Origin of the sequence: Shinella sp. 838 (assembly GCF_029623935.1) — a bacterium.
Taxonomy (GTDB): domain Bacteria; phylum Pseudomonadota; class Alphaproteobacteria; order Rhizobiales; family Rhizobiaceae; genus Shinella.
Map to the genome: position 1 here is coordinate 42,246 of NZ_JARSBQ010000003.1, position 24,211 is coordinate 66,456.

The 24,211-nt window shown below is 65.8% G+C and carries 23 protein-coding genes; 15 read left to right on the forward strand and 8 right to left on the reverse strand.

Going from position 1 to position 24,211, the window contains the following annotated elements:
* The first annotated feature begins 12 nt into the window (after positions 1-12).
* From P9A16_RS11690 to P9A16_RS11700, 3 genes are all read left to right on the forward strand, one after another.
* Positions 13-1,809, forward strand: coding sequence for an ABC transporter ATP-binding protein (locus P9A16_RS11690; protein ID WP_023514163.1), 1,797 nt, complete (start codon positions 13-15; stop codon positions 1,807-1,809).
* An 80-nt stretch (positions 1,810-1,889) separates the two neighbouring features.
* On the forward strand, positions 1,890-2,708 hold the full coding sequence (gene dapB, locus P9A16_RS11695; protein ID WP_023514164.1) for a 4-hydroxy-tetrahydrodipicolinate reductase: 819 nt from the start codon (positions 1,890-1,892) through the stop codon (positions 2,706-2,708).
* A gap of 79 nt (positions 2,709-2,787) precedes the next feature.
* Positions 2,788-3,423 carry a 2,3-bisphosphoglycerate-dependent phosphoglycerate mutase gene (locus P9A16_RS11700; RefSeq protein ID WP_023514165.1) on the forward strand — a complete coding sequence of 212 codons (636 nt, stop codon included), beginning with the start codon at positions 2,788-2,790 and terminating at the stop codon, positions 3,421-3,423.
* 185 nt (positions 3,424-3,608) lie between these two features.
* Here P9A16_RS11700 and P9A16_RS11705 read toward each other — a convergent pair whose 3' ends face one another.
* Positions 3,609-4,481: a methylated-DNA--[protein]-cysteine S-methyltransferase gene (locus tag P9A16_RS11705; RefSeq protein WP_050742758.1), complete on the reverse strand. Its 873-nt coding sequence runs from the start codon at positions 4,479-4,481 to the stop codon at positions 3,609-3,611.
* Positions 4,482-4,606: 125 nt separating this feature from the next.
* Positions 4,607-5,107, reverse strand: a complete 501-nt coding sequence (locus P9A16_RS11710) for a DUF2244 domain-containing protein (RefSeq protein WP_023514167.1) — start codon at positions 5,105-5,107, stop codon at positions 4,607-4,609.
* A gap of 75 nt (positions 5,108-5,182) precedes the next feature.
* Between P9A16_RS11710 and nth the strand changes: the two genes are divergently transcribed.
* The gene (gene nth, locus P9A16_RS11715) at positions 5,183-5,938 is read left to right on the forward strand and encodes an endonuclease III (RefSeq protein ID WP_023514168.1); all 756 of its coding nucleotides are present in this window, start codon (positions 5,183-5,185) and stop codon (positions 5,936-5,938) included.
* Here nth and P9A16_RS11720 read toward each other — a convergent pair.
* Positions 5,928-6,500 (reverse strand): TetR/AcrR family transcriptional regulator, encoded by a 573-nt coding sequence (locus tag P9A16_RS11720; protein WP_023514169.1) that lies wholly within the window; start codon positions 6,498-6,500, stop codon positions 5,928-5,930. The two genes, nth and P9A16_RS11720, sit on opposite strands and share 11 nt — an antisense overlap.
* A 141-nt stretch (positions 6,501-6,641) precedes the next feature.
* Here P9A16_RS11720 and P9A16_RS11725 point away from each other — a divergent pair, with 141 nt between their 5' ends.
* Positions 6,642-7,067: a VOC family protein gene (locus P9A16_RS11725; protein ID WP_023513070.1), complete on the forward strand. Its 426-nt coding sequence runs from the start codon at positions 6,642-6,644 to the stop codon at positions 7,065-7,067.
* Here P9A16_RS11725 and P9A16_RS11730 read toward each other — a convergent pair.
* Complete coding sequence (locus tag P9A16_RS11730) at positions 7,050-7,775, reverse strand: sulfate transporter family protein (RefSeq protein WP_023513071.1); 726 nt, start codon at positions 7,773-7,775, stop codon at positions 7,050-7,052. The two genes, P9A16_RS11725 and P9A16_RS11730, sit on opposite strands and share 18 nt — an antisense overlap.
* 154 nt (positions 7,776-7,929) lie before the next feature.
* Between P9A16_RS11730 and P9A16_RS11735 the strand changes: the two genes are divergently transcribed.
* Positions 7,930-9,981 (forward strand): HAMP domain-containing methyl-accepting chemotaxis protein, encoded by a 2,052-nt coding sequence (locus tag P9A16_RS11735; RefSeq protein ID WP_023513072.1) that lies wholly within the window; start codon positions 7,930-7,932, stop codon positions 9,979-9,981.
* A 120-nt stretch (positions 9,982-10,101) separates the two neighbouring features.
* Here P9A16_RS11735 and P9A16_RS11740 read toward each other — a convergent pair whose 3' ends face one another.
* Complete coding sequence (locus P9A16_RS11740) at positions 10,102-10,803, reverse strand: GntR family transcriptional regulator (RefSeq protein ID WP_023513073.1); 702 nt, start codon at positions 10,801-10,803, stop codon at positions 10,102-10,104.
* Positions 10,804-10,957: 154 nt separating this feature from the next.
* On the opposite strand from P9A16_RS11740, the gene P9A16_RS11745 reads away from it, so the two are divergent.
* A complete protein-coding gene (locus P9A16_RS11745) occupies positions 10,958-11,989 on the forward strand; it encodes a trans-3-hydroxy-L-proline dehydratase (RefSeq protein ID WP_023513074.1) in 1,032 nt (343 codons plus the stop codon).
* A 5-nt stretch (positions 11,990-11,994) separates the two neighbouring features.
* Here the strand turns inward: P9A16_RS11745 and P9A16_RS11750 are convergent, their stop codons facing one another.
* A complete protein-coding gene (locus P9A16_RS11750) occupies positions 11,995-12,615 on the reverse strand; it encodes a cupin domain-containing protein (protein ID WP_023513075.1) in 621 nt (206 codons plus the stop codon).
* Between the two features lie 221 nt (positions 12,616-12,836).
* On the opposite strand from P9A16_RS11750, the gene P9A16_RS11755 reads away from it, so the two are divergent.
* The 8 genes from P9A16_RS11755 (at position 12,837) to P9A16_RS11790 (ending at position 22,206) form a co-directional block, all read left to right on the forward strand.
* Positions 12,837-14,414, forward strand: coding sequence for an ABC transporter substrate-binding protein (locus P9A16_RS11755; RefSeq protein WP_023513076.1), 1,578 nt, complete (start codon positions 12,837-12,839; stop codon positions 14,412-14,414).
* An 81-nt stretch (positions 14,415-14,495) separates the two neighbouring features.
* On the forward strand, positions 14,496-15,437 hold the full coding sequence (locus tag P9A16_RS11760; RefSeq protein ID WP_023513077.1) for an ABC transporter permease: 942 nt from the start codon (positions 14,496-14,498) through the stop codon (positions 15,435-15,437).
* On the forward strand, positions 15,434-16,300 hold the full coding sequence (locus tag P9A16_RS11765) for an ABC transporter permease (RefSeq protein ID WP_023513078.1): 867 nt from the start codon (positions 15,434-15,436) through the stop codon (positions 16,298-16,300). Before P9A16_RS11760 ends, P9A16_RS11765 begins: the two co-directional genes overlap by 4 nt.
* Before the next feature lies 1 nt (position 16,301).
* Positions 16,302-17,306: an ABC transporter ATP-binding protein gene (locus P9A16_RS11770; protein ID WP_023513079.1), complete on the forward strand. Its 1,005-nt coding sequence runs from the start codon at positions 16,302-16,304 to the stop codon at positions 17,304-17,306.
* Positions 17,303-18,298, forward strand: a complete 996-nt coding sequence (locus P9A16_RS11775; RefSeq protein WP_023513080.1) for an ABC transporter ATP-binding protein — start codon at positions 17,303-17,305, stop codon at positions 18,296-18,298. Before P9A16_RS11770 ends, P9A16_RS11775 begins: the two co-directional genes overlap by 4 nt.
* 33 nt (positions 18,299-18,331) lie before the next feature.
* Positions 18,332-20,137 carry an aminopeptidase P family protein gene (locus tag P9A16_RS11780; protein WP_023513081.1) on the forward strand — a complete coding sequence of 602 codons (1,806 nt, stop codon included), beginning with the start codon at positions 18,332-18,334 and terminating at the stop codon, positions 20,135-20,137.
* Positions 20,138-20,254: 117 nt separating this feature from the next.
* Positions 20,255-20,932, forward strand: a complete 678-nt coding sequence (locus P9A16_RS11785) for a FadR/GntR family transcriptional regulator (protein WP_023513082.1) — start codon at positions 20,255-20,257, stop codon at positions 20,930-20,932.
* Positions 20,929-22,206, forward strand: a complete 1,278-nt coding sequence (locus P9A16_RS11790) for a CynX/NimT family MFS transporter (protein WP_023513083.1) — start codon at positions 20,929-20,931, stop codon at positions 22,204-22,206. Before P9A16_RS11785 ends, P9A16_RS11790 begins: the two co-directional genes overlap by 4 nt.
* Here the strand turns inward: P9A16_RS11790 and P9A16_RS11795 are convergent.
* Both P9A16_RS11795 and metB read right to left on the reverse strand, forming a co-directional pair.
* Positions 22,170-22,883, reverse strand: a complete 714-nt coding sequence (locus P9A16_RS11795) for a 5-formyltetrahydrofolate cyclo-ligase (RefSeq protein ID WP_023513084.1) — start codon at positions 22,881-22,883, stop codon at positions 22,170-22,172. The two genes, P9A16_RS11790 and P9A16_RS11795, sit on opposite strands and share 37 nt — an antisense overlap.
* Before the next feature lie 57 nt (positions 22,884-22,940).
* Positions 22,941-24,107, reverse strand: a complete 1,167-nt coding sequence (metB, locus tag P9A16_RS11800) for a cystathionine gamma-synthase (RefSeq protein WP_023513085.1) — start codon at positions 24,105-24,107, stop codon at positions 22,941-22,943.
* Positions 24,108-24,211: the final 104 nt, after the last annotated feature.

Sequence of the window (24,211 nt, forward strand, 5' to 3'; positions counted from 1 at the left end):
AAAGTCAGTTTATTGGCCGATAAGAGTCGAACCGAGCGCCCACACGTCAGCTCCGACACCGTCGCCACCGTGCTCAAGCGCATCATCGCCGAAAACGGCCGCGAGCACGTCCGCGGCTATGTCCTGGCCATCCTCTGCCTCGCCATCGTCGCCGGTACGACGGGCTTTACCGCCTGGATCATGGAATCGGTGGTCAACGAGGCCTTCGCGAACAAGCGCGCCGACCTCGTCGCCCTCATTTGCGGCTCGATCTTCATCGCCTTCGTGCTGCGCGGCTTTGCCACCTACTACCAGGCCGTCATCCTGTCGAAGATCGGCAACAATATCGTCGCCCGCTACCAGCGGCGGCTCTACTCGCACCTGATGGCGCTGAGCGTCGGCTATTTCAACGAATCGCGCTCGGCCTATCTCGCCGCCCAGATCAGCCAGAACGTCACCGGCATCCGCGACGTCCTGAACATGACGGTGACCTCGGTCGCGCGTGATTTCCTGACGCTCGTCGCCCTCATCGGCGTGATGATCTCCAAGGACTGGCTGCTGACGCTGATCGTCTTCGTCGTCGCCCCGCCGCTCCTGATCGGCCTGCGCTACGTTTCCAGGCGCCTGCGCAGCGCCACGCGCGAATCTGTCGAGCTCAACAGCCATGTGCTCGGCGCCATGCAGGAGACCATCCAGGGCATCGCCATCGTCAAGGCCTTCACCATGGAGGCGCAGCTGAAGACCAAGGTCGAGGGCATCATCGAGAGGGCCGAAAGCCGCTCCAACCGCATCGCGCGGCTGACCGAGCGCACCGCGCCGATGACCGAAACCTTTGCGGGTGCAGCGATTGCCGGCGTGCTCGCCTATGCGGCCTACCGCTCGATCTACGGCGGCGTGCTGCCGGGCGCCTTCTTCTCCTTCGTCACGGCGCTGCTGATGGCCTACGACCCGGCAAAGCGCCTCGCCCGCCTGCAGGTCTCGCTGGAGCGCGCGGTCGTCAATGCGCGCATGATCTACGAGGTGCTCGACCTGAAGCCGCGGCAGGCCGACCGGCCGGATGCAAAGCCGCTCGCCGTTTCCAATGCCACGATCACCTTCCGGGGCGTGCGTTTCGGCTATTCGGAAAACGAGGCGATCCTCAAGGATGTCAGCTTCACCGCCGAGGGTGGCCGCACGACGGCGCTCGTTGGGCCGTCGGGCGCCGGCAAGTCGACGGTCATCAACCTCATTCCGCGCTTCTACGATCCGGAAGTGGGTGAGATCCTCATCGACGGGCAGGACATCGCCCATGTGACGAAACAGTCGCTGCGCAACGCCATCGCCTATGTCTCGCAGCAGCCCTATCTCTTCGAGGGCACGATCCGCGACAATATCCGCTATGGCCGCCCCGATGCGACGGATGCGGAGATCGAGGAGGCGGCGCGCCATGCCTATGCGCATGACTTCATCCTCGCCCAGCCGCTCGGCTATGACACGCCCGTCGGCGAGAACGGCGTGACGTTGTCCGGCGGTCAGCGCCAGCGGCTGTCGATCGCCCGCGCGCTGGTGCGGGGTGCGCCGATTCTCCTGCTCGACGAGGCGACCTCGGCGCTCGATACGGAATCCGAGCAGGCCGTGCAGAAGGCGCTCGACGAGGCGATGAGCGGGCGTACCGTCGTCGTCATCGCGCACCGGCTCTCCACCGTCGTGCGGGCGGACAAGATCATCGTGATGCAGGCCGGCACGGTTGCCGAAGAGGGCACGCATGAGGCGCTTGCGAGCCGGGAGAACGGTCTCTACGCTCGTCTCAACAGCCTCCAGGCGCCCGCCGCCGGCAGCACGGGCAAATAGGTGGCTCTACGGCGGGCGACCGTGCGGAAAGACAGGAAACCGGAGTGCGCCGGCACTCCGCAGAAGGGACGGAACGGGACATGAGCGGCAACGCAATGAAGCTGGTCGTCGTGGGGGCTGCGGGCCGCATGGGCCAGACGCTGATCCGCACGATCCATGCGATCGAGGGGGCCGAGGTCTTTGCGGCGGTCGAGCGCGAAGGCTCGCCCTTCGTCGGCCGTGATGCGGGGGAACTGGCCGGCCTGGGGCCGATCGGCGTTCCCGTCACCGACAAGCCGCTTGAAGCCTTCGTCGCGGCAGAGGGCGTTCTGGATTTCACGGCGCCCGCCGCAACGATCGAATTTGCCGGCCTCGCCGCTCAGGCGCGTATCGTGCATGTCGTCGGCACGACCGGTTGCTCGCCGGCCGACGACGAGAAGATCAAGGCCGCCGCTCGCCACGCCCGCATTGTCAAGTCGGGCAATATGAGCCTCGGCGTCAACCTGCTCGGCGTGCTCACCGAAACGGCTGCGCGGGCGCTCGGCCCTGCCGACTGGGACATCGAGGTGCTGGAAATGCACCACAAGCACAAGGTCGATGCGCCCTCGGGCACCGCGCTGCTGCTCGGCGATGCCGCCGCCAAGGGACGCGGTATTGCGCTTGCCGACCATTCGGTGCGCGTGCGCGATGGCCACACCGGCCCGCGCCCCGCCGGCTCGATCGGCTTTGCCACGCTCCGCGGCGGCTCGGTCATCGGCGAGCATTCGGTGATGCTGGCCGGCGAGGGCGAGATCGTGACCCTGTCGCACAGCGCGACGGACCGCTCGATCTTCGCACGCGGTGCCGTGCAGGCGGCGTTCTGGGCGCGTGACAGGAAGCCCGGCCTCTATTCCATGCTCGACGTGCTCGGGCTCAACTGATCCTTTCTTTCGTTTTCGCATCGTTCCGGACGCCGGTATCCACGTTTCGAAGCGTTGCTAACCCTCAGGAGACAGACATATGAGCGGAACCCTCGTCCTCGTTCGCCACGGCCAGAGCGAATGGAACCTGAAAAACCTCTTCACCGGCTGGCGCGATCCGGACCTGACGGCACTTGGCATCGAGGAAGCCAAGGCCGGCGGCAAGGCGATTGCCGAGACGGGCATCAAGTTCGATATCGCGTTCACGTCCGATCTTACCCGCGCCCAGAAGACGTTGTCGCTCATCCTCGACGAGATCGGCCAGCAGGGTCTGGAAACGATTCGCGACCAGGCGCTGAACGAGCGCGACTATGGCGACCTGTCCGGCCTCAACAAGGACGATGCGCGCGAAAAATGGGGTGAGGAGCAGGTGCATATCTGGCGCCGTTCCTATGACGTGCCGCCGCCGGGCGGCGAGAGCCTGCGCGACACCGGCGCCCGCGTCTGGCCTTACTACCTCACGGAAATCCTGCCCCGCGTGCTGCGCGGTGAAAAGGTGCTCGTCGCCGCGCACGGCAATTCGCTGCGTTCGCTGGTGATGGTGCTCGACAAGCTTTCCAAGGAAGAGATCCTGAAGCTGAACCTCGCCACCGGTGTGCCGATGGTCTACGTGCTGAACGCGGATTCGACGGTGAAGTCGAAGGACGTGCTCGGAGACATGTCCGGCGCGCATTGAGCGCTAACCTAAGCGGATGTGGCCCAAGCCCCTCATCCGCCTACCGGCACCTTCTCCCCGCAAGCGGGGAGAAGGGACACGTGGCCAAGCCTTGGAACATTAAAGAAGAGGGTGCGTCATACCCCTTCTCCCCGCTTGCGGGGAGAAGGTCGCGGCAGCGGGATGAGGGGCAGTCGCCCCGCCATTCAGGCCTTGCCCGATTCCCAGCCGAGCATTGCGCGCTTGCGCGTCAGGCCCCAGTGGTAGCCCGTCAGCGCCCCGCTCTTGCCAAGTGCCCGGTGGCAGGGCACGACGAAGGAGATGGGGTTGCGGCCAACGGCGGCGCCGACGGCGCGTGAGGCGGTCGGCTGGCCGAGCTTTTCGGCGATCGACGAATAGGTGACGGCGCAGCCCATCGGGATGCGCAGCAGGGCTTCCCAGACGCGCACCTGGAAATCCGAGCCGATCAGCACGACGCGGAGCGGCGCCTTCGGATCCCAGCGCTTCGGATCGAAGATGCGTTCCGCATAGGCGGCGGTCGCTTCGCAGTCTTCCACATAGTGCGCATTCGGCCAGCGCGAGGACATGTCCTCGAAAGCGTCCATGCCGTCGGCCTCGTCGGTGAAGGCAAGGCCGGCAAGACCGCGATCGGTGATCATGACGAGCGCTCCGCCGAAGGGCGAGGCGTGCAGGCCGTAGCGGATTGTCAGACCAGCGCCGCGCGCCTTCCATTCGCCCGGCGACATCGCCTCATGCGTGACGAAGAGGTCGTGCAGGCGGCCGGGGCCGGAAAGGCCGACCTCGAAACTCGTCTCCAGCAGCGGAAGTTCCTCCTGGCGGAGCAGTCGCTTGGCATGGTCGAGCGTCACCGCTTGCAGGAAGGCCTTTGGCGAAAGGCCGGCCCAGCGGGTAAAGGTCTTCTGCAGCTGCGTCGGCGACTGGTCGAGCCGGCCGGCGATCTCCTCGAGGCCCGGCTGTTCGCGGTAATCCTCGGTAATGAGCTCGATGACCCGGCGCACGGTCGAATAGTCGTCGCCCTCGGGCGTGATGTCGGTCTGCAGGCTTGCGGCAATGTTCATCGTTCTTCTCCTGTATCGCCAGAAAAGCACGCCCTTGGCGTGCCCGCCACCCGATTCCTGCGACCAGACGACTGGAGTGAAGACATGCGGGCGGTTTGCGCCTGCAACCGGTTGGAACGTTATGGTTAGTAGCCGCGCTTGACGCGGGCGAGCGCGCCGGAAAAGGCCGAGGCAAAACGCTCGCGGTCGTCGAGCGGCAGGAAGGTGCCGACGTCCGTCTCGCGGCCGTTGCCGCGCACATGCATCGCGGTGATGCCGATCTTCGCCTTGCGCGAGACGAGGAAGCGCGCCCAGAGCGGATTGAAGGCATGTTCGGTCTCGCGGCCTGACGGGCTTATCTTGCGGATCGAGATGTTGGTGCGCGAGAGCGAGACCACTTCGCGGGCCTTCGCCGCCCGGTTGTTCAGCCAGAAAGCGCCGAAGAGCACGAGAAAGTCGAGGCCGAAGAACAGGACAACCGGCCAGGCGCCGGAGATCATGAAAACGGCCATGTGGGCGATGCTGAGTGCGCCGGCGATGATGAAGAAGATGCGGTGGCCGTTGCGCCCGAGCGACCGGTAGGGGTGCAGTTCGGCGGAAAAGACCGGCAGGTCGTTCATCGTGAGGTCGGCGTTGCCTTGCGTCATGGGGCATGACTATAAGCAAGTCGCGCGGAACTGTGTAGCGGTTTTGCCGGACGGCATGCGTCCTGCGGGAGCACCATGGAAAACGGAACGATCAAGAAGAAAGCGGCGCCGCGGCGCAAGACGCCGGCCCGGCCGAAGAGCCTCTATTCGCAGGATGAGCTGAAGGAGATCTTTCGACGCTTCTCCATCCAGCGGCCGGAGCCGAAGGGTGAGCTGGAGCACGTCAATCCCTTCACGCTGGTCGTTGCCGTGGCGCTGTCCGCCCAGGCGACGGATGCAGGCGTGAACAAGGCGACGCGCGCGCTCTTCAAGGTCGCCGACACGCCGGAAAAGATGCTGGCGCTCGGCGAGGAAAAGGTCCGCGACTACATCAAGACGATCGGGCTCTATCGCAACAAGGCGAAGAACGTCATCGCCCTCAGCCAGATGCTTGTCGACCGGTTTGGCAGCGAGGTTCCGCGCACCCGCGAGGAGCTGATCATGTTGCCCGGCGTCGGGCGCAAGACGGCGAATGTGGTGCTGTCCATGGCGTTCGGCCAAGCGACGATGGCGGTCGATACGCATATCTTCCGCATCGCCAATCGCCTTCGGCTGGCACCGGGAAAAACACCCGACGAGGTGGAGGACAAGCTGATCCGCCTCATTCCGGACGAGTATCTCTACCACGCGCATCACTGGCTGATCCTGCACGGGCGATACTGTTGCAAGGCGCGCAAGCCGGAATGCGAGCACTGCGTGATTGCAGATCTCTGTCGCTCGCCGGAAAAGACCTGCGACGTGCCGGCGCCCCTCGTGGAGCTGCCGCCGCAGCTCTTCGGTCCTACGCCCTGAGCCCATCCAGCAGGCTGGCGATCGCCGCCTCATAGGTTCTTCGGTCGGCACCCGTCTCGATGGCGATCGCCGCCCGGTCGAAGGCGGCGGAGATGAGGTCGGTCAGGGCCTGAAGCCTTGCTGCATCCACATCCTTGCCGAGCAGGTCGGAAAGCCCGACCCTCAATGTGCTCTCCGCATTGTCCCTGTCGATCGCGCCGGTGCTTTCGAAGCCGAGTACGGCGGGCGCCTCGAGCAGCAGAAGGCGCGTGCGGCCGGGCTCCGCCATGGCGTCGAAATAGGCGGTCGCGCCTGATAGCAGCGCGTTGCGCGGCGAGCCGGAGGGTAGCGAGACCCTTTCGATATGAGCGGCAACTGCCTCCGCTTCCCGCTCCAGCGTCGCGCGGAGCAGGGCCTTCTTGTCCTCGAAATGGTGGTAGAGCGCGCCGCGCGTCACCCCGGCCTCCGCCACGATGTCGGGCGTTGCCGTCTCCGCATAACCCTTCTCCACGAAAAGCCGTCGGGCTGCTTCGATCAGCGCCAGGCGCGTCGCCTCGGTGCGCTCTTTGTTGCTACGCGCCATTTTTTCTCCTTTACATGCAAACAGAATGTATGTTAATTGAAAGAAACATACAGATTGTATGTTTAATTAGACGGCGAATCCAGCGAAATCCATAAGGCGGTTGGCCGTCGCGACACGAAAAACGGAACCAGGAGAAGCCCGATGAAAACGATCAGTTACTATCCGGTGATCATGACCGACGACGTCGCCGGCACGGCCGCCTTCTATGAAAAGCACTTCCGCTTCGAAGCCCTCTTCGACAGCGGTTGGTATGTCCATCTCCAGTCGCGCGAGGATGAGAAGGTTACGCTTGCGGTACTCGACGGTAGCCATGAGACGATCCCGGCCATCGGCCGCGGCAGGGTTTCCGGCATGCTGCTGAACTTCGAAGTGGAGGATGTCGATGCGGTCTATGCGGACCTGCGCGCCGCCGGGCTGCCCATCCTGCTCGATATTCGCGATGAGGATTTCGGCCAGCGCCACTTCATCACTGCCGATCCCAACGGCATGCTCATCGACGTGATCAAGCCGATCCCGCCGAAGGGCGATTATGTCGCGCTATACGAGACGTCAGCCCTGCCGCAGTGAGAAGCCCGGATCCTTGCCGCTCAGCGCCTTGTGGAGGTGCACCATGAGGCCGGCGGCAAAGAGAGGCGTCAGGAGATTGACGAACGGGATCGCCAGGAACGCGGCGATCAGGAGGCCGGCGATCAACACCGTCGAGGCGTGCTTGGCCCGGAACAGGCGCGCCTCTGCCGGTGTCCGGTGGCGCATGGCCGCGAATTCGAAGAACTCCCGGCCGAGCAGGTAGCCGTTGACCAGGAAGAAGGCGATGAGGTTGATGCCCGGGATGAACAGCAGGAAAAGCGCGAAAAGGTTGCCGAGGATGACGATGCCGAGGAACTTGATCGAGCCGGCAATCGCCTGGCCGAGCGGCAGTGCCTGCCCGGGCGGCTGTCCGGGATAGTCGCGTTTCTCGATCACCTCGGCGACGTCGTCGAGGAAGAAGCCGGCGATGATCGCCGTCACCGGCGCAAGCAGAAGAGCAAGGCCAAGCGCCAGGCCGATGCTGGCGAGGATGCCGAAGACGAAGGTGAGCCAGCCCGCCCATTCCGGCAGGTCGGGCATCATCATGCCCTGCAGAAAGGGCCAGGCAAAGGCGATGAAGGTTTCCCTGAGGCCGAACCACAGGACGATGAGCGCGAGCAGGGTGAGCCCGATGACTTTCCAGAAGACGCCCCGCGTCTCGGGAGCGGAGAGATTGGCAAGCGAAAGGCGGGCGGCGTCGAGGATCATCGAAAACTCCTGTTCGCCCCGCATGTAGGGTGTGGAAAAGCAGCCGGCAAGGCAGGAGGTCGGGTCCGTCCATTAAGCCTGCGTTAAACGACCGCTCCTAAACTTTTGCGCACCCGCACGAAGCCGTGCCGCCGAAGACTATCAGGGAACTGTCATGCGTAATGTCCGGATCAGCAGGCTCCTGCCCGCGCTCTTCGTCCTCATGGTCGTGCTGGGCGCCCTGCAAGGCGTCGTCGCTTTCCGCTCCCTTTCGGCGATGACCGGCCATATCGAGCGTATCGGCGCCGAGCGCATGCCCGAGATGAGCCGCATCCTCCAGCTCAGCCACGCCTTCTCCGAGCTCAACGCGACCTATTCCGAACACTTGCTCTCGATGGATCCCGACGAGATCGGCCGTATCGAGGCGCGCATCAAGGAGCGCGCCGATGCCTTTGCCGGCATGGTGGATAGTTATGGCGCGGCCAACAGCGGCGATGCGGCCGCCGTCGCGGAAATCGACGGCATCAAGGCGACCTTGAAAACCTATCTCGACGATGCGGCAAAGCTCATCCAGTTCTCGGCCATTGCCGCCAAGGGTCCGGCGCTGGAAGTCTACAAGGGGCCGATGCAGGCGAGCGCCGATGCGATCAGCGCTTCGTTGAACGGCCTCGTCGCCAGCACCCAGAAGGTGACGGACGAGACGATCCTTTCGGCGCGCGGCGAGGAAGGCTCGGCCTTTGCGCTCACCTGGGCTTCGCTTATCATCTCCATGGGTCTTGCGCTTGCCGCGATCGTCCTCGTCAACCGCCGCGTCGTCAGACCGCTCAACGGTCTTGCCGGCGCAATGAAGAAGCTGGCGGCCGGTGACGCCGCCGTCACCATCCCGCATGCCGACCGCAGGGACGAGATCGGCGAGATGGCCGGCACCGTCGCCGTCTTCCGCGACAATGCGGCCGAGCGCCAGCGCCTCGAACGTCAGGGCGACGACGATCGTCGCCGCGCCGAGGGCGAGCGCCAGGCGCGCGAAGCAGAGCGCACCCGCGACAGCGGCCGTGTGCAGGAGGCCGTCGCCAGCCTTGCCGAAGCGCTCGGCAGGCTTGCGGGCGGCGACATGACCTGCCGTATCGAAAAACCCTTCGACGGCGATCTCGACCGGCTGCGCGAGGATTTCAACGCCTCCGTCTCGCGCCTCAGCGATGCGCTGCGCGAGGTCGGCGAGAATGCCCGCGCGATCGACGCCGGCGCCAGCCAGATCCGCGTCGCCGCTGACGATCTGTCGCGCCGCACCGAGCAGCAGGCTGCCTCCGTCGAGGAAACCGCCGCCGCGCTCGAAGAGATCACCACCACCGTGAAGGATTCCACCCGGCGGGCGGAGGAGGCGGGCCAGCTCGTCGCACGCACCCGCACGGGCGCTGAAAAATCCGGCGACATTGTGCGCCGCGCCGTTTCGGCCATGCAGGAGATCGAAAAGTCCTCCAGCGAGATCACCAGCATCATCGGTGTCATCGACGAGATCGCCTTCCAGACCAATCTCCTTGCTCTCAATGCGGGTGTGGAAGCGGCCCGGGCAGGCGAGGCGGGCAAGGGCTTTGCCGTCGTCGCGCAGGAAGTGCGTGAACTCGCCCAGCGCTCGGCCAAGGCCGCCAAGGAGATCAAGGCACTGATCACGACTTCGGGCGAGCAGGTGCGCTCCGGCGTCTCCCTCGTCGGCGATACGGGCCGCGCACTGCAGGCGATCGTCACCGAGGTGCAGGAGATCAACGGCCACGTCCAGGCGATCGTCGAGGCGGCGCGTGAACAGTCGTCCGGCCTTCAGGAGATCAATACCGCCGTCAATGCAATGGACCAGGGCACGCAGAAGAACGCCGCCATGGTGGAGGAGACGACCGCCGCAAGCCATGGCCTCGCCTCCGAGGTGCAGGCGCTCAACGCGCTGATCGGTCGTTTCAATGTCGGCGGCAGCGCCGCCGCCGGCCGCACCGTGCATGCCCCGCATCTGCATGTCGTGCCGTCGTCCACGCCGGCATCGCCCCCGGTTTTGCCGACGATGGCGTCCACCACAGCCCCGAAACTCGCCCGCAAGTCGCCCGGCCAATGGAACGTCAAGCCCGCCAACAGCGTATCCCGCCCCGTCACCTCTCCGGCCCTCGCGCTCAGCGAAAAGCTGGCAGGCGCCCTTGGCGTGCGGCAGGACAAAGGGAATGACGGGGACTGGGAAGAGTTTTGACGAAAACCGGGTTGTTGGGTGGGGCGCTTCGACCCGGCAGGCTCTTTCGCGAGATAGATCATCCCTTCAGCAGAGCCGGCGCGGCGGCCGAACCTGTGTTCGGGCCTTGAGGCGCCATGCTCAGCCTCGCTGCTCCCGCAAGAACGTCATCAGAGATCGGCCGGCATCGAGGATGTGGGCGCGGGTTAGCCGCGAGGCGAGATCCGCATCACCCTGTTCGCAGGCGGCAAGGATCGCCTCGTGCTCGCGCCCGGCACGCGGCACCCCGTTGGTGAAGGTCAGCTGGGCACGCAGATACCGGTCGATGCGGTCGAGCGAGGAGCGCACGTTCTGCAGATAATACGGCCGGCGCGAAGCCTCATAGAGACTGTAGTGGAAGTTGCGGTTGACCTCGCCCCAGCGGTGCGGATCGGTCTCCCGATCGAATTCGTTGCAGTAACGCCGTGCCTTTTCCAGCGTCTCCCGGTCGAGGTTGGGCACGGCGAGGCGGATGACCTCCGCCTCGATCAGTGCGCGGAACTCGAAGATCTCCTCGATCTCCTCGACCGAAAGGCCGGCCACGACGGCGCCCTTGTAGCGCTGGGTCGTGATGAGGCCGTGCTGCTCCAGCCGTGACAGGGCCTCGCGCACCGGGATGCGGCTGATGTTGAACATCTGCGCGATCTGGTCCTGCCGAAGGTTCTCGCCCTCGGCAAGGTCGCCCTCGATGATCGCCTTGCGCAGGGCCTCGTAGACGATGTCCGCCGCCGAAGCGGCCTGCCTGACATCGACGGCAGCAAATTTCATCACGTCGAACCCCGGTGGAATGAAGCGATCGGTCATAGGTCGAAACCAGAGGCGGGGCAACAGAGCCCTGCTGGAGCAGCCCCATGAAAAACACGATTGTATATTGGATCCAATTTTTCTATGAAAGCGGAACCGCGTCGGCAAGGCAAGGCCGACCGCGCCGAAACAGCCTGAAATCGGAGAAAGAGCCATGCGCAGCAGCAAGGTCATCCACATCGTTTCCTGCCACGCCGAGGGCGAGGTGGGCGACGTCATCGTCGGGGGCGTCGCCCCGCCGCCTGGCAAGACGCTGTGGGAGCAGCGCAAGTTCATCGCCGAGGACAAGGCCCTGCGCAATTTCGTGCTGAACGAGCCGCGCGGCGGCGTGTTCCGCCACATCAACCTGCTCGTGCCACCGAAGGATCCGCGCGCCACGATGGGCTTCATCATCATGGAGCCGGAGGACACACCGCCGATGTCCGGCTCCAATTCGATCTGCGTCTCCACCGTGCTGCTCGACAGCGGCATCGTGCCGATGGTTGAACCTGAAACCCACATGGTGCTGGAAGCGCCGGGCGGGCTGGTGAATGTCGTCGCCGCGTGCCGCAACGGCAAGGCCGAGCGCATCACCGTCACCAACGTCCCCTCCTTCGCCGACAAGCTGGATGCGAAGCTGGAAGTGGAGGGCCTCGGCACGCTCACCGTCGATACTGCCTATGGCGGCGACAGCTTCGTCCTCACCGATGCGCGCGCGCTCGGTTTCGCCGTGACACCGGACGAGGCGCGCGAGCTGGCTGAGACCGGTATCCGCATCACCAAGGCGGCCAACGAGCAGCTCGGCTTCACCCATCCCGAAAACCCGGAATGGAGCCACATCTCCTTCTGCCAGCTGACGCTGCCGGTGGACGAGCGCGATGGGGCGCTGCATGGCCGCAACACGGTCGTCATCCAACCGGCCAAGCTCGACCGCTCGCCGACCGGCACCGGCTGCTCGGCCCGCATGGCCGTGCTGCATGCCCGCGGCCAGATCAAGGTCGGCCAGAGCTTTTCCGGCTATTCGATCCTCGATTCGCGCTTCGATTGCCGTATCGTCGGCGAAACCACGGTCGGTGGCCGTCCGGCCATCGTGCCGGAAATCTCCGGCCGCGCCTGGGTCACCGGCACCAGCCAGGTCATGCTCGATCCGGATGACCCGTGGCCAGCGGGTTACCGCCTTGCCGACACCTGGCCGCGCAAGCAGTAACGCGGTCAGTCTTCGGTGATGATCCGGGTCGTGCCGACCCAGAGCTCACGCGCCGGGCCCTTGCCGATGTTGCGGGCCCGGTGCGGCAGTTTCGAGGGGAAGTGCAGCGTGTCGCCGGCCTTCAGGTGATAGTCCTTGCCGTCCACCTCGTAGAGGATTTCACCCTCGATCAGGTAGATGAAGTCCTCGCCCTCATGGTTCGTCAGCTCGGAGACATAGCCTTCCGGAATCTGGGTGATGCAGCCGTTCAGCATGGCGCCGGGAAAGCCGCGTTCGAGCAGTTCATAGACCCGGTCCTTCGTCGCCACATTGTAGCCGGGCCGCTCGCCGGCATGGGAGACCATCGAGTGCTCATGCCGCGGCGGCTGCGACAGGAAGGTATCGACGCTGGTGCCGAGCGCGTTGGCAACGTTGTAGAGCGAGATCAGCGAGGGCGTGGAAAGCCCGCGTTCGATCTGGCTGATGAAGCCCTCCGTGAGGCCAGCCTCAAGCGCCACCTGCTTCATCGTCTTGCCGATCGCCTTGCGGCGCTGGCGCAGCATCCGGCCGAGGGCGGCGGGCGCGGGCATGTCGCTGCCGGTTCCTCCGGCGTCGCTGGCGGGCATCTTGTCGTCGTCGAGGGTCATCGTGGCTTTCCGCTTGACTTGCATCGCGTGATGGACTTTAGTTTGACTAAAGTCGGTTGCGCAAGCTCGCGAGCCTATCGTGCCTGCCGCCGGTTTTTAAGGGGGATCAACACGAACGTCTGCGTTTTCATGCCGGAAAGGGCAAGCCCTGTCCGGAAAAATTGGATCCAATATCCAAAAAGGCAGGTGCCGGCCTTGCCGGACCATCGAGGAGGAATGACATGAAGCCTTTGCTGCCACTTTTCCTGGGCGCGGCCCTTGGCCTTGCCGCCGCGACTTCGGCGCTCGCCATCGAGCGCGGCGGGTCGATGGCCTTTGCCCGTTATGACGATTCGGCGATCATCGACCCCGTCTATGCCGACCGGAATCCCGATCTGTGGATGATCAACGCCTTCTACGAAACGCTGCTGCGCAACGGTCCTGACGGCTCCATCGCGCCCGGTCTTGCCGAAAGCCATGCGGTTTCCGCCGATGGAAAGGCGATCACGCTGACCCTGCGGTCCGGCCTCAAGTTCTCCGATGGCTCGCCGATCACCGGAGAGGATGTCATCTTCTCGCTCGACCGGGCGCGCAATCCCGATCTCGGCCCTTGGGCCGGCTTGCTCGGTTCGGTTGAAAACGTGACGGCCGAAGGCGACACCGTCACGCTCGCGCTGAAGCAGCCCGATCCGACCATTCTCTCGATCCTTGCGACCTTCAACACCGGCATCATGCCGAAAGCGGCCTTCGAGAAGGCGGCGGGCGCGACGGACCAGGAGAAGGCGCAGGCCTTCTTCGCGGGCGGCCCCGTCACGTCAGGCCCCTTCATGCTGAAGAGCCGCGTGCAGGGCGCCAGCATGAGCTTTGCCCGCAACCCGAACTATTGGCGCCCCGGCGAGGACGGCAAGCCGCTGCCCTATCTCGACGAGGTCACCTTCGCCGTCATTCCCGACGACGCGACGCGTATCCTGAAGCTGCAGGCCGGCGAGGTCGATGCGGCCGAGTTCATCCCCTTCGCCCGCGTCGGGGAGCTCGGCGCCGATCCGAACCTCAAGATGGAGCTGTTCCCCTCGACGCGCATCGTCTATGCGCCGATCAACACGCGCGAGACGCGCGCCGACGGGGCGAAGAACCCGCTGGCCGACGTGAAGGTGCGCCAGGCGCTGAACTATGCGACGAACAAGGACGTGCTGATCAAGCTCGTCACCTTCGACACCGGCAAGCCGATGACCTCGCTGATGTCGGCCGCGACCCAGCTGCACCACGGCCCCGCGCCGCTCTACCCCTATGATCCGGAGAAGGCCAAGGCCCTGCTCGGCGAAGCCGGCCTTTCCGGCGGCTTCGAGGTGAAGCTGACGACGCTTGCCGGCAGCGCCGACGACGCCACGCTCTTCACCGCGCTCCAGCAGATGTGGGCGCCGCTCGGCGTCAATCTCACCGTCGAGCAGGTCGACAACCCGACGCGCGGCGAGAAGAACCGCTCCGGCGCCTTCGACATCCACACCTACGGCTGGGCCAACGACGTGAACGACCCGGCGCAGGTCACCGGCTGGCTCGGCTACTACAAGCAGCGCCAGGCCGTCGGCACCGGCTGGAACAATGCGGAATTCAACACGCTCTTCGAGGCATCGAACTCCGAGATCGATCCGGAAAAGCGCAAGGGCGAATACAAGCGCATGCAGGAGATTTATGCGCAGGAGGCGCCACTGCTCTTCCTCTTCGAGACGCCCTTCGCCGTTGCCGTCTCGCGCTCCATCGAGGGGTATGTGCAGACCCCGCTCGGTGCGAACGACTTCTCCGAGGCCTGGCGCGCCAAGTAGTGCCAGACCCGACGACACCAGCTCGAACGTTGCCTGCCGTATGCCCTGTTGCCTGCGGCAGGTGGCATTGAGGTTCCATCCATGCCTTCGCTTTCCTATCTTCTGGCGCGGTTGGTGCAGATCATCCCCACCTTCCTCCTGGTGATGATCTTCATCTTCCTTCTCGTGCGCCTCCTGCCGGGCGATCCGGCCATCGCCATGGCCGAGGCCAAGGCGACCGACGCGCAGATCGAGCAGATCCGCCGCAATCTCGGTCTCGACCAGCCGTTGCCGGTGCAGTTCGGCGTGTTCGTCAAGAACACGCTGACGGGCGATCTCGGCCGTTCGATCATGCTGAAGGCGCCGGTCACCGAGGTCATCCTCGCCCGCCTGCCGACGACGATCTTCCTGGCGCTCTATTCCATCGTGCTCGCCATCTGTCTTGCCGGGCCGCTCGCCTTCCTTGCCGCCGCCCGTGCCAACGGTGCGACCGATATCGCGATCCGCAGCATCTTCCAGGTGGGCCTGTCGATGCCGGTCTTCTATATCGGCCTCCTCCTGCTGACGGTGCTCGCCGCAAAGCTCCGCCTCTTTCCGGTCGGCGGCTACGGCACGAGCTTCCTCGACAATCTCTACCACCTCATCCTGCCGGCGCTTTCCGTCGCGCTCTACACGTCGGCGGTCATCCTTCGAAACCTGCGCGCCTCGCTGATCGAGGTGCTGGATGCCGACTACGTCCAGTTCGCCCGCGCAAAGGGTCTTTCCCCGCGCATCATCATGACGCGCCATGTGCTGCGCAACGCCATGGTTTCCACCGTGACCCTGCTCGGCCTTTCCATCGGCAACCTGATGAGCGGCACGCTGGTGACCGAGACGGTCTTTGCCGTACCGGGCGTCGGCCGGCTGATGCTGGAGGCGATCTTTGCGCGCGATTATCCGCTGATCCAGGGGCTGACGCTCACCTTCGCCGTGCTCGTCTCCGTCGTCTTCCTCCTGACGGATGTCATGCAGTCCTGGCTCGATCCGAGGCTTCGCCAGTCATGAGCACCGTCACCCATTCTGCGGCAAGACCCTCGCGGCTCAAGGCCTTCCTTGCCCGCGCCTTCGCCAAGCCCGCCTTCGTTACCGGCTTTGCCATCCTCGTCCTGTCGCTGGCGCTCGCCCTCTTCCCCGGGGTGCTTGCGCCCTACGACCCGCTGGCCTTCGATCTCAACGCGATCCAGCAGGGGCCGAGCCTTGCCCATCCCTTCGGCACCGATAATTTCGGCCGCGACATGCTCTCGCGCGTCATCTGGGCCTATTCGGTCGACATGCAGATGGCTTTCTTCGCCACCATTTTCGCACTTCTCATCGGGGTCACCGTCGGCGCCTTCGTCGGCTATTACGGCGGTGTCGCGGACATGATCTTCGGCCGCTGTGTCGATGCCATCATCACCTTTCCCTTTCTCGTTCTGGTCATCGCCATCGTCGCCGTGCTCGGCCCCGGCCTCGTCAACATGTATGTGGCAATCACCGCCGTGAACTGGGTCTATTATGCCCGGCTGACGCGGGCGGAAATCATGGCGCAGAAGGCGAACGACTATGCCGCCGCCGGCCGCGTTCTCGGCTATTCCGATACCCGCATCATCTTCCGCCATCTTTTGCCCAACGCCATCTCCCCCGTCATCGTCTACTGGATGACCGACATGGCGCTCGCCATCCTGCTCGGCTCTTCGCTCGGCTATCTCGGCCTCGGCGCCCAGCCACCCGCCGCCGAATGGGGCGTGCTGATCGCGGAGGGCCGCAACTTCCTGATGACCGCCTGGTGGATGAGCCTCATGCCCGGCATCGCCATCGTCGTCACCGGCCTCGGTTTCAGCCTGCTCGGCGATGCACTGGCGGACCTGCTTCGCCCGAAGGGACGCTGACATGGAAAAACCGGTCGTTCTTGCGGTGCGGAACCTGCGCACCGAATTCGGTCCCGTCGCGCATCCCCTCGTCGCCGTCGATGGAGTTTCCTTCGAGGTCCGCGAAGGCGAGATCCTCGGCCTCGTCGGCGAATCCGGCTCGGGCAAGAGCATCACGCTGCGCTCGATCCTCGGCATCGTGCAGCCCCGCGGCCGGGTCTTCGGGGAAATCCTCTGGAAGGGCCGCGATCTTGCCGCACTGGACGAGACGCGCCTGCGGGCCGTGCGCGGACGAGAGATCGCCATGATCTTCCAGGAGCCGATGTCCTCGCTCAACCCGCTTTTGACGGTCGGCCTGCAGATCGAGGAAAACCTCGTCGCCCATACGGATCTCGACGCCCGCGCCCGCAAGGCCCGCGCCGTCGAATTGCTCGACATGGTCGGTATTCCTGCCTCGCGCAGCCGGCTCGGCGACTATCCGCACGAATTTTCCGGCGGCATGCGCCAGCGGGTGATGATCGCCATTGCGCTCGCCTCCAATCCGCGCCTGCTTCTTGCCGACGAGCCGACGACGGCGCTCGACGTGACGATCCAGGACCAGATCCTTCGCCTCATCCAATCGCTCGCCGAGGAACTCGGCATGGCGATGATCCTCGTTACCCATGACATGGCGGTGGTGGCGGAGACCTGCGACCGCGTCGCGGTCATGTATGGCGGACGGCTTTGCGAGACCGGCGAGACGGCGGCGGTGATCGGGCATGCCCGACACCCCTATACGCTCGGCCTCCTGCGCTCCATCCCGCGCGACGTGCCGCCGCGCACGCCGCTCTATTCCATTCCCGGCGCGCCGCCTGCGCTCTCCGCCATGCCGGCGGGCTGTGCCTTCACGGCGCGTTGCCCGGTCGCCGGGCCTGATTGCCGGAATGTCCGGCCCCCGCTTGCCGTGCTTTCGGGTGGGAGGCTCGTCGCCTGCCACCGGCTCCCCGAAGCCGCGGCCTTTTTCTCGGCACGGGAGGCAGCCCAATGAGCCTTGCCCCACTTCTCTCCATCCGCGATCTGTCGATGACATTCGCAAAACCCCGCTCGCTCGCCGATACCGTCGCGCGCCGGCCGCGAAAGGTCGTCTCGGCGCTGAACGGCGTCGAACTCGATGTCATGCCCGGCGAGACGCTCGGCATCGTCGGCGAATCGGGGTGCGGCAAGTCCACGCTCGCCCGCTGCATCGCCGGCCTCAACCGGCCGACCTCGGGCGACATCCTCTTCGAGGGCGAAAGCGTCGTCGGCCTCCGGGGCGCAAAGCGGCGCGCCTACAACCGCCGTGTCCAGATGATGTTCCAGGACCCCTATACCTCGCTCAATCCCCGCATGACGGTGCGCGACACGCTGGAGGAGGCGATCACCGTACACGGCATGCGCAGCGGCGCGGCGGTCGGCCGGCGTGTCGAGGAGCTGCTGGATCTCGTGCGCCTGCCCGAGGGGGCGACGGACAAGTACCCGCACGAGTTTTCCGGCGGCCAGCGCCAGCGCATCGGCATTGCCCGCGCGCTTTCGCTGGAGCCCGCCTGCCTCGTCGCCGACGAGCTGGTCTCCGCGCTCGACGTCTCCGTCCAGGCGCAGGTCGTCAACCTTCTGATGGAGCTGCAGGATACGCTCGGCCTGACGGTGCTCTTCGTCGCGCACGACCTCCGGCTCGTCCGCCACGTCTCGCACCGCGTCGCCGTCATCTATCTCGGCGCCATCGTCGAGATCGGCCCGTCCGGTCCGCTCTTCGCCAATCCCGTGCATCCCTATTCCCGCGCGCTGCTTGCCGCCGCCCCCTCGCTCGATCCCGGAAAACGCCGGCGCAAGCCTGCCATCGCCGGCGAATTGCCATCGCCGCTCAATGTGCCGCCGGGCTGCCCCTTCCATCTGCGCTGCCCGCATGCCGGCGAGATCTGCCGGCGTGAGAAGCCGGCGCTCCGGCCGGCCGGTGCGGGCCTTGCGGCCTGCCACTTCGCGGACGCGCTGCCGGGCACCTGAAATCCCTCTCCGTTGCAATCCAAGGACACTGCCATGACCCCGAAAACCCGGCCGCAGACCGCCGGCCCCGTCGCCGCCCTTCGCGCAAGACTCGCGGAGGAAGGGCTCGACGGCTATGTCGTTCCGCGCTTCGACGAGCACCAGGGCGAATATTGCGCCGCCCATGACAATCGCCTTGCCCATGTCACCGGCTTTTCCGGCTCGGCGGGCGTTGCCATCGTCATGCGCGACCGCGCGGCGATCTTCGTCGATGGCCGCTATCAGGTGCAGGTGCGCGAGGAGATCGACCAGGGCCTGTTCTCCATCGAGCATTTTTACGATGCGCCGTTGAAGGACTGGCTGGCGAAGAACCTGCGCTCCGGCGAGCGCGTCGGTTTCAACGCCATGCTGTTGCCCTCCACCTGGGATGCGGATTGCCGTATCTCCGTCGAGGCCGCGGGCGGCCACTGGGTGCCGGTCTCGGGCGATCTCGTCGATGCGATCTGGGCCGACCAGCCGGAACGCCCGCTCGGCAAGATCATGGCCTTTCCGCTTTCCCATGCCGGTGAGGCGGTGGCTGAGAAGAAGGGGCGCATCGCCGCCATGCTGGCGAAGGAGGGCGCGGACTTCCTCGTCGAAACCCAGCCGGACAACATTGCCTGGTTCCTCAACGTGCGCGGCAGCGATGTCGCCTTCAATCCCATGCCGCAGTCCTTCCTGATCTTCGATCGGGCGGGCACGGCCGAATGGCTGGTCGATCACCGCAAGCTGCCGAACGATCTTGCCGATTTCGAGCTCGATGGCGTGACCATGGCTGCGCCGGAAACGTTGCTCGAGCGCGCTCGCGCCGCTGCGCCCGGCCGCACCCTGCTGCTCGATCCGGCCTTCGCGCCATCGGCCGTCGCCCATGCGGTGCGGTCGGCAGGCGGCACGGTGCGGCTTGCCCGCAGCCCCGTCACGCTTGCCAAGATGGTCAAGAACCCGGTCGAGCTTGCCGGCTTCCGCGACTGCCACCGCCTCGACGGCGCGGCCTGGATCCGCTTCTTCGCCTGGCTGGAACGGCACGCAGCCGAACGTGAAGCGGGCGGCCGGCCGATAACCGAGCTGGAGGCGGAAGAGCGCATCCTCGCCTTCCGGCAGATGTCCGAGATCTTCGTCGAGCCGAGCTTCCGCTCCATCTCGGCGGCCGCCGGCCATGCCGCCATGTGCCACTATGCGGCGAGCGCCGCGAGCAACGCGCCGATCTCCGCCAAGGGTGTCTATCTGCTCGATTCCGGCGGCCAGTATCTTTCCGGCACGACAGACGCCACGCGCACCACCGCATTCGCGCCAGTCGGCGAGGATGTCCGGCGCAGCTACACCGCCGTGCTGAAGGGTTTCATCTCGATGATGTCATTGAAATTCCCCGTCGGCACCTGCGGTCATCAGGTCGATGCTTTTGCCCGGCGCCCGCTCTGGGATCTCGGTCTCGACTACGACCATGGGACCGGCCACGGTGTCGGCCATTTCCTTTCGGTTCACGAGCAGCCGCAGCGCTTCGACCGCCGCATCAACGAGATCGTGCTCGCCCCCGGCATGGTGACGACGATCGAACCCGGATACTACAAGGCCGGCGAATACGGCATCCGCATCGAAAACCAGGTGGAAGTCGTCGCCGATACGGACGGTTTCCTGCGTTTCCGGACGCTGACGCTGGTGCCGATCGATCTGCGCCTTGCCGATCTCGGCAGCCTGACGGAGGCCGAGCGCCATTGGCTCGATGTCTACCACGCCGAGGTCGCCGCGGCGATGGATGGCTTGCTGGAGCCGGAGGTCGCCGACTGGCTGGCGGCCCGTACAACGCCCATTATAGCCGGCTAAGGATTTTATCTGCCACGCATCATCGGCCGGCTCATAGATGGGCTGGCCGATTCCCTTTGACGGCCCGAGGAAAGAGAGATAATCACAAAGTCATCTGATGACTTTGTGATTGAATCCATGCGTGCCCTCAGCAAGACCAATCTCGCCGACACCGCCGTCGAGGCGATCCGTACCGAAATCCTGGAGCATCGCTGGACGGTGGGCGAGAAGCTGCCGAACGAAGCGGCACTCTCGGCCATGCTCTCCGTCAGCCGCGGCACGGTGCGCGAGGCCGTGCGCGTGCTCGTCTCGCAGGGGTATCTCGAAACCCGGCAGGGCTCGGGAACTTATGTGCTCTCGACGGCCGATAGCGTGCGCCCGCTCGGTATGGCCCGGCGCGCGGGGCTACGCGACCAGTTCGAGGCGCGGCTGGCGCTGGATGCGGAGGCCGCGCGGCTTGCGGCGCTGCGCCACACGCCGGCCGTCATTGCGGGACTTCGGACCCTGCTGGCCGCCCGCGGCGACTACGGCAGTGGTGACAAGGCCGGTTTCATTGCGCGCGATTTCGCCTTCCATCAGGCTGTGGTCGCCGCCTCGCAGAACGTGGTGCTGATCGGCATGTACGATTTCTTCTCGGCGCTGATTGCTGAAACCATCGATGCGACCCTCGGCCAGGAGTTGCCGGAACCCGACATGGCCGCGCATGTCGCCATCGTCGATGCCATCGAGAGCGGCAGTCCGGACGCTGCCGATGCCGCCGTCCGCCGCTTCATGGCACCCGTCCTTTCTGCCCTCGACCGGTTGCTGATGTCATGACCTATCTTGCCAAGAACGATCCCGGCTCGATCGACCTGATCGATGCCGAAGCCGACAGCGTGCCGACGCCCGAGCCGCAGCGTCCGAAGGCCGCCGTCACGCGCTTCCTGCTCGGCGCCAGCCTCGTGCTCATCGCCTTCAACCTGCGGCCGGTCTTTTCCAGCGCTTCGGCGCTGTTGCCGGAAATCCGTGACACGCTCGGCCTTTCGGCCACGGGTGCCAGCCTCCTGACGACGCTGCCGGTCGTCTGCCTCGGCCTGTTCTCGCCGCTGGCGCCGCGCCTTGCCCAGCGCATCGGCACGGAGCGCACGCTGCTCCTCGTCGTCTTCCTGCTGGCGCTCGGCACGGCGCTGCGCGGCCTCTCCTCGATTCCGCTGCTCTTCCTCGGCACGGCGCTTGCCGGTGCCTGCATCGCAGTCGGCAACGTGCTGCTGCCGGGCCTCGTCAAGCGCGATTTTCCCGACAAGGCGGCGCTGATGACCGGCTGGTACACGATGGCGCTCTGCGCCGGCGCGGCGAGCGCTGCCGGCCTGACCTTGCCGATCGAGCACGCGCTGGGCGGTTCGCTCGACGGGGCACTTGCGGTCTGGGCGCTGCCGGCGCTCATCGTCGGCTTCCTGTGGCTGCCGCAGGTGCTGGCGACGCGCTCGCAAGTCAAACGCTCGGGCATCCGGGTCGAGGGGCTGTGGCGCGACAGGCTCGCCTGGCAGGTCACCCTCTTCATGGGGCTGCAATCGGCGCTCGCCTATTGTGTGTTCGGCTGGCTGGTGCCGATCCTGCGCGAGCGCGGGCTCGATGGCGTCACCGCCGGGGCCATCGTGTCCGTCTCCGTCATGGTGCAGGCCGCGTCCTGCCTCGTCGCGCCACATATCGCCGTGCGCGGCAAGGATCAGCGGCTGATCAACGTCGTGCTTTGCGGCTTCGCCGTCGTCGCCCTTCTCGGCCTGCTTTTCGCGCCGCTGTCCACGGTCTGGGTCTGGGCGGTGCTGCAGGGCATCGGGCAGGGCGGGCTGATCGCGGTGGCGCTCACCGTCATCGTGTTGCGCACGCGCGATCCGCATGTGGCGGCGCATCTGTCCGGCATGGCGCAATGCGTCGGCTATCTGCTTGCCGCCATCGGCCCACTGGTCGTCGGCCTCATCCGCAGCTGGACCGGCAGCTTTGCCTGGAGTGCCGTGCTCTTCGTGCTGCTCGGCCTCGGCGCGGCGGTCAACGGCTGGTTTGCCGGCCGGGCGCTTTATGTCAATGCACGCACGGTGGAAACGCCCGCCTGAGGCGCGGGGCGCACGATGCCGGTTTCCGTCACGATCAGGTCCATCGGAATGTCGTGCAGCTGCGGATAGATCGTTGGAAGTCGTGCCGCGCTGTAGCCGAGACCGATGACGCGCGGCCGTGCCGGCATGGCCGCCAGTGTCCGGTCGAAGAAGCCGCCACCATAGCCGAGCCGGTAGCAGGCGGCATCGTAGCCGACGACGGGCGAAAGCACGATATCGGGCAGGACGCGGTTCTGCTCGGCCGGTATCGGGATGTTCCAGACGCCACGGGAAAGCGGATCGCCCGCCTGCCAGAGATGGAATTCCAGCGGCCTCGCCTTCTCGACGACGACGGGCAGCGCCGTGCGCCCGCCGCGTCTTGCGACCTCGGCAAGCAGCGGCCGCAGGTCCGGCTCGCCGCGGAAGGGCCAGTAGGCGCTGACGATGCGTCCCCCGACATCGCCGATCTCGGCGAGAATGCCTTCAGCGATGGCTTCGCCCTGTTGCGCGCGCCGCTCGGCCGGCACGGCGAGGCGCTCGGCGATCAGGCGTTCGCGTTCGTTTCGGCGCCAGCGATTGACGTCCATCCAGGCCTGCCGGTCGAGCGGGCCGGGCAGGCCCACATAGGTCGGGTCGACTTCGTGCATGAAGCAGGCCGGCGAGGCGAAAGTCGCGGGAATGTCGTCATCGGCCTCCATCGTGCCCTCCCTTTCGACAGTGTAGAGTGTGCGCGGGCGATTGCGAATGAAAACGCGTCAGCAACCTGAAAGGCCGGCCTCGAGTCCTGTGAGCAGGTCATCGACATGTTCGAGCCCGACGGAAAGCCTGAGCAGCCCGTCGCCGATGCCCGCCTTGCCGCGCGCCTCCACGCCCATATCGACATGGGTCATGGTGGCGGGGTGGGCGACGAGGCTTTCGACGCCGCCGAGCGATTCGGCAAAGGTGAAGCAGCGCACCCTCTTCACGAAGGCCCGTACCGCCGGGGCGCCGCCGGCAAGCTCAAAGCTCATCATCGCGCCGAACCCCTGCTGCTGGCGGGCGGCGAGTGCATGGTCGGGATGGTCGGCAAGGCCCGGATAGTGCACCCGAGAAACGGCAGGATGCGCGCAAAGCCGCTCGGCGATCGCCATGGCGTTGCGCTCCTGCCCGGCCATGCGGGCAAAGAGGGTCCGGAGCCCGCGCAGCGTCAGCCAGGAATCGAAGGGCGCGGCCGTCGCGCCGGTTACGTTGGCCCAGTGCTTCAGGGCGCGGGCATCCTCCGCATCGGCGGCGATCACCGTCCCGGCAATGACGTCCGAATGACCGTTGAGGAACTTCGTCGTCGAATGCAGCACATAGTCGGCGCCGAGCGACAGCGGTTTTTGCAGGGCGGGCGAGAGGAAGGTGTTGTCGACGGCGACGCGCGCACCGGCGGCCTTCGCCAGCGCGGAGAGGGCGGCGATATCCACCACCCGCATCAGCGGGTTGCTCGGGCTCTCGATCAGCACCAGCGCCGGATGGTCCCAGAGCGACACCTTGAAGGCGTTGAGATCCGACTGGTCGACCAGCCGCAGCGAGAGGTGGCCGAGCGTGGCGCGCGCCTTGAGCAGGCGCATCGTGCCGCCGTAGCAGTCGTGCGGCGCAAGGACCAGGCTGCCGGAGGGAAGTCGCCCGACGAGAAGATCGACGGCGGCCATGCCGCTCGGCGCCATCACCGCGCCGGCTCCGCCCTCCAGCTTGCTGATCGCATCCGCCAGCAGATCGCGCGTCGGATTGCCGACGCGGCCGTAGTCATAGGCGCGCGGGGTGTCGAAATCCGCAAACTCGTAGGTAGTGGAAAGGTAGAGCGGCGGTGCCACCGCGCCGAAGGCGGTATCGCTTGCCACCCCATGCGCCGCGGCAATGGTTTCCGGTTGAACTTCGATCGCCGTTCGCTCGGGCATCGATGCCTGCTCCTCGTGTTACGAGAAGAAAATGGCCGGCCCACCGGTCTCTGACAAATGAATTCTCTTGCAGTCAGCCAGCAACAATTTTGCAGTCATTGCCG

Coding starts and splice junctions, on each gene's coding strand:
- P9A16_RS11765 (WP_023513078.1), top strand. CDS start 15,434: ATGAGCACCGTCACCCATTCTGCGGCAAGACCCTCGCGGCTCAAGGCC.
- P9A16_RS11730 (WP_023513071.1), bottom strand. CDS start 7,775: ATGATCCTCGACGCCGCCCGCCTTTCGCTTGCCAATCTCTCCGCTCCC.
- P9A16_RS11720 (WP_023514169.1), bottom strand. CDS start 6,500: ATGGCGCGTAGCAACAAAGAGCGCACCGAGGCGACGCGCCTGGCGCTG.
- P9A16_RS11785 (WP_023513082.1), top strand. CDS start 20,255: ATGCGTGCCCTCAGCAAGACCAATCTCGCCGACACCGCCGTCGAGGCG.
- P9A16_RS11700 (WP_023514165.1), top strand. CDS start 2,788: ATGAGCGGAACCCTCGTCCTCGTTCGCCACGGCCAGAGCGAATGGAAC.
- P9A16_RS11725 (WP_023513070.1), top strand. CDS start 6,642: ATGAAAACGATCAGTTACTATCCGGTGATCATGACCGACGACGTCGCC.
- nth (WP_023514168.1), top strand. CDS start 5,183: ATGGAAAACGGAACGATCAAGAAGAAAGCGGCGCCGCGGCGCAAGACG.
- P9A16_RS11790 (WP_023513083.1), top strand. CDS start 20,929: ATGACCTATCTTGCCAAGAACGATCCCGGCTCGATCGACCTGATCGAT.
- P9A16_RS11775 (WP_023513080.1), top strand. CDS start 17,303: ATGAGCCTTGCCCCACTTCTCTCCATCCGCGATCTGTCGATGACATTC.
- dapB (WP_023514164.1), top strand. CDS start 1,890: ATGAGCGGCAACGCAATGAAGCTGGTCGTCGTGGGGGCTGCGGGCCGC.
- P9A16_RS11735 (WP_023513072.1), top strand. CDS start 7,930: ATGCGTAATGTCCGGATCAGCAGGCTCCTGCCCGCGCTCTTCGTCCTC.
- P9A16_RS11760 (WP_023513077.1), top strand. CDS start 14,496: ATGCCTTCGCTTTCCTATCTTCTGGCGCGGTTGGTGCAGATCATCCCC.
- P9A16_RS11755 (WP_023513076.1), top strand. CDS start 12,837: ATGAAGCCTTTGCTGCCACTTTTCCTGGGCGCGGCCCTTGGCCTTGCC.
- P9A16_RS11710 (WP_023514167.1), bottom strand. CDS start 5,107: ATGACGCAAGGCAACGCCGACCTCACGATGAACGACCTGCCGGTCTTT.
- P9A16_RS11705 (WP_050742758.1), bottom strand. CDS start 4,481: ATGAACATTGCCGCAAGCCTGCAGACCGACATCACGCCCGAGGGCGAC.
- P9A16_RS11745 (WP_023513074.1), top strand. CDS start 10,958: ATGCGCAGCAGCAAGGTCATCCACATCGTTTCCTGCCACGCCGAGGGC.
- P9A16_RS11740 (WP_023513073.1), bottom strand. CDS start 10,803: ATGACCGATCGCTTCATTCCACCGGGGTTCGACGTGATGAAATTTGCT.
- metB (WP_023513085.1), bottom strand. CDS start 24,107: ATGCCCGAGCGAACGGCGATCGAAGTTCAACCGGAAACCATTGCCGCG.
- P9A16_RS11780 (WP_023513081.1), top strand. CDS start 18,332: ATGACCCCGAAAACCCGGCCGCAGACCGCCGGCCCCGTCGCCGCCCTT.
- P9A16_RS11750 (WP_023513075.1), bottom strand. CDS start 12,615: ATGACCCTCGACGACGACAAGATGCCCGCCAGCGACGCCGGAGGAACC.
- P9A16_RS11770 (WP_023513079.1), top strand. CDS start 16,302: ATGGAAAAACCGGTCGTTCTTGCGGTGCGGAACCTGCGCACCGAATTC.
- P9A16_RS11795 (WP_023513084.1), bottom strand. CDS start 22,883: ATGGAGGCCGATGACGACATTCCCGCGACTTTCGCCTCGCCGGCCTGC.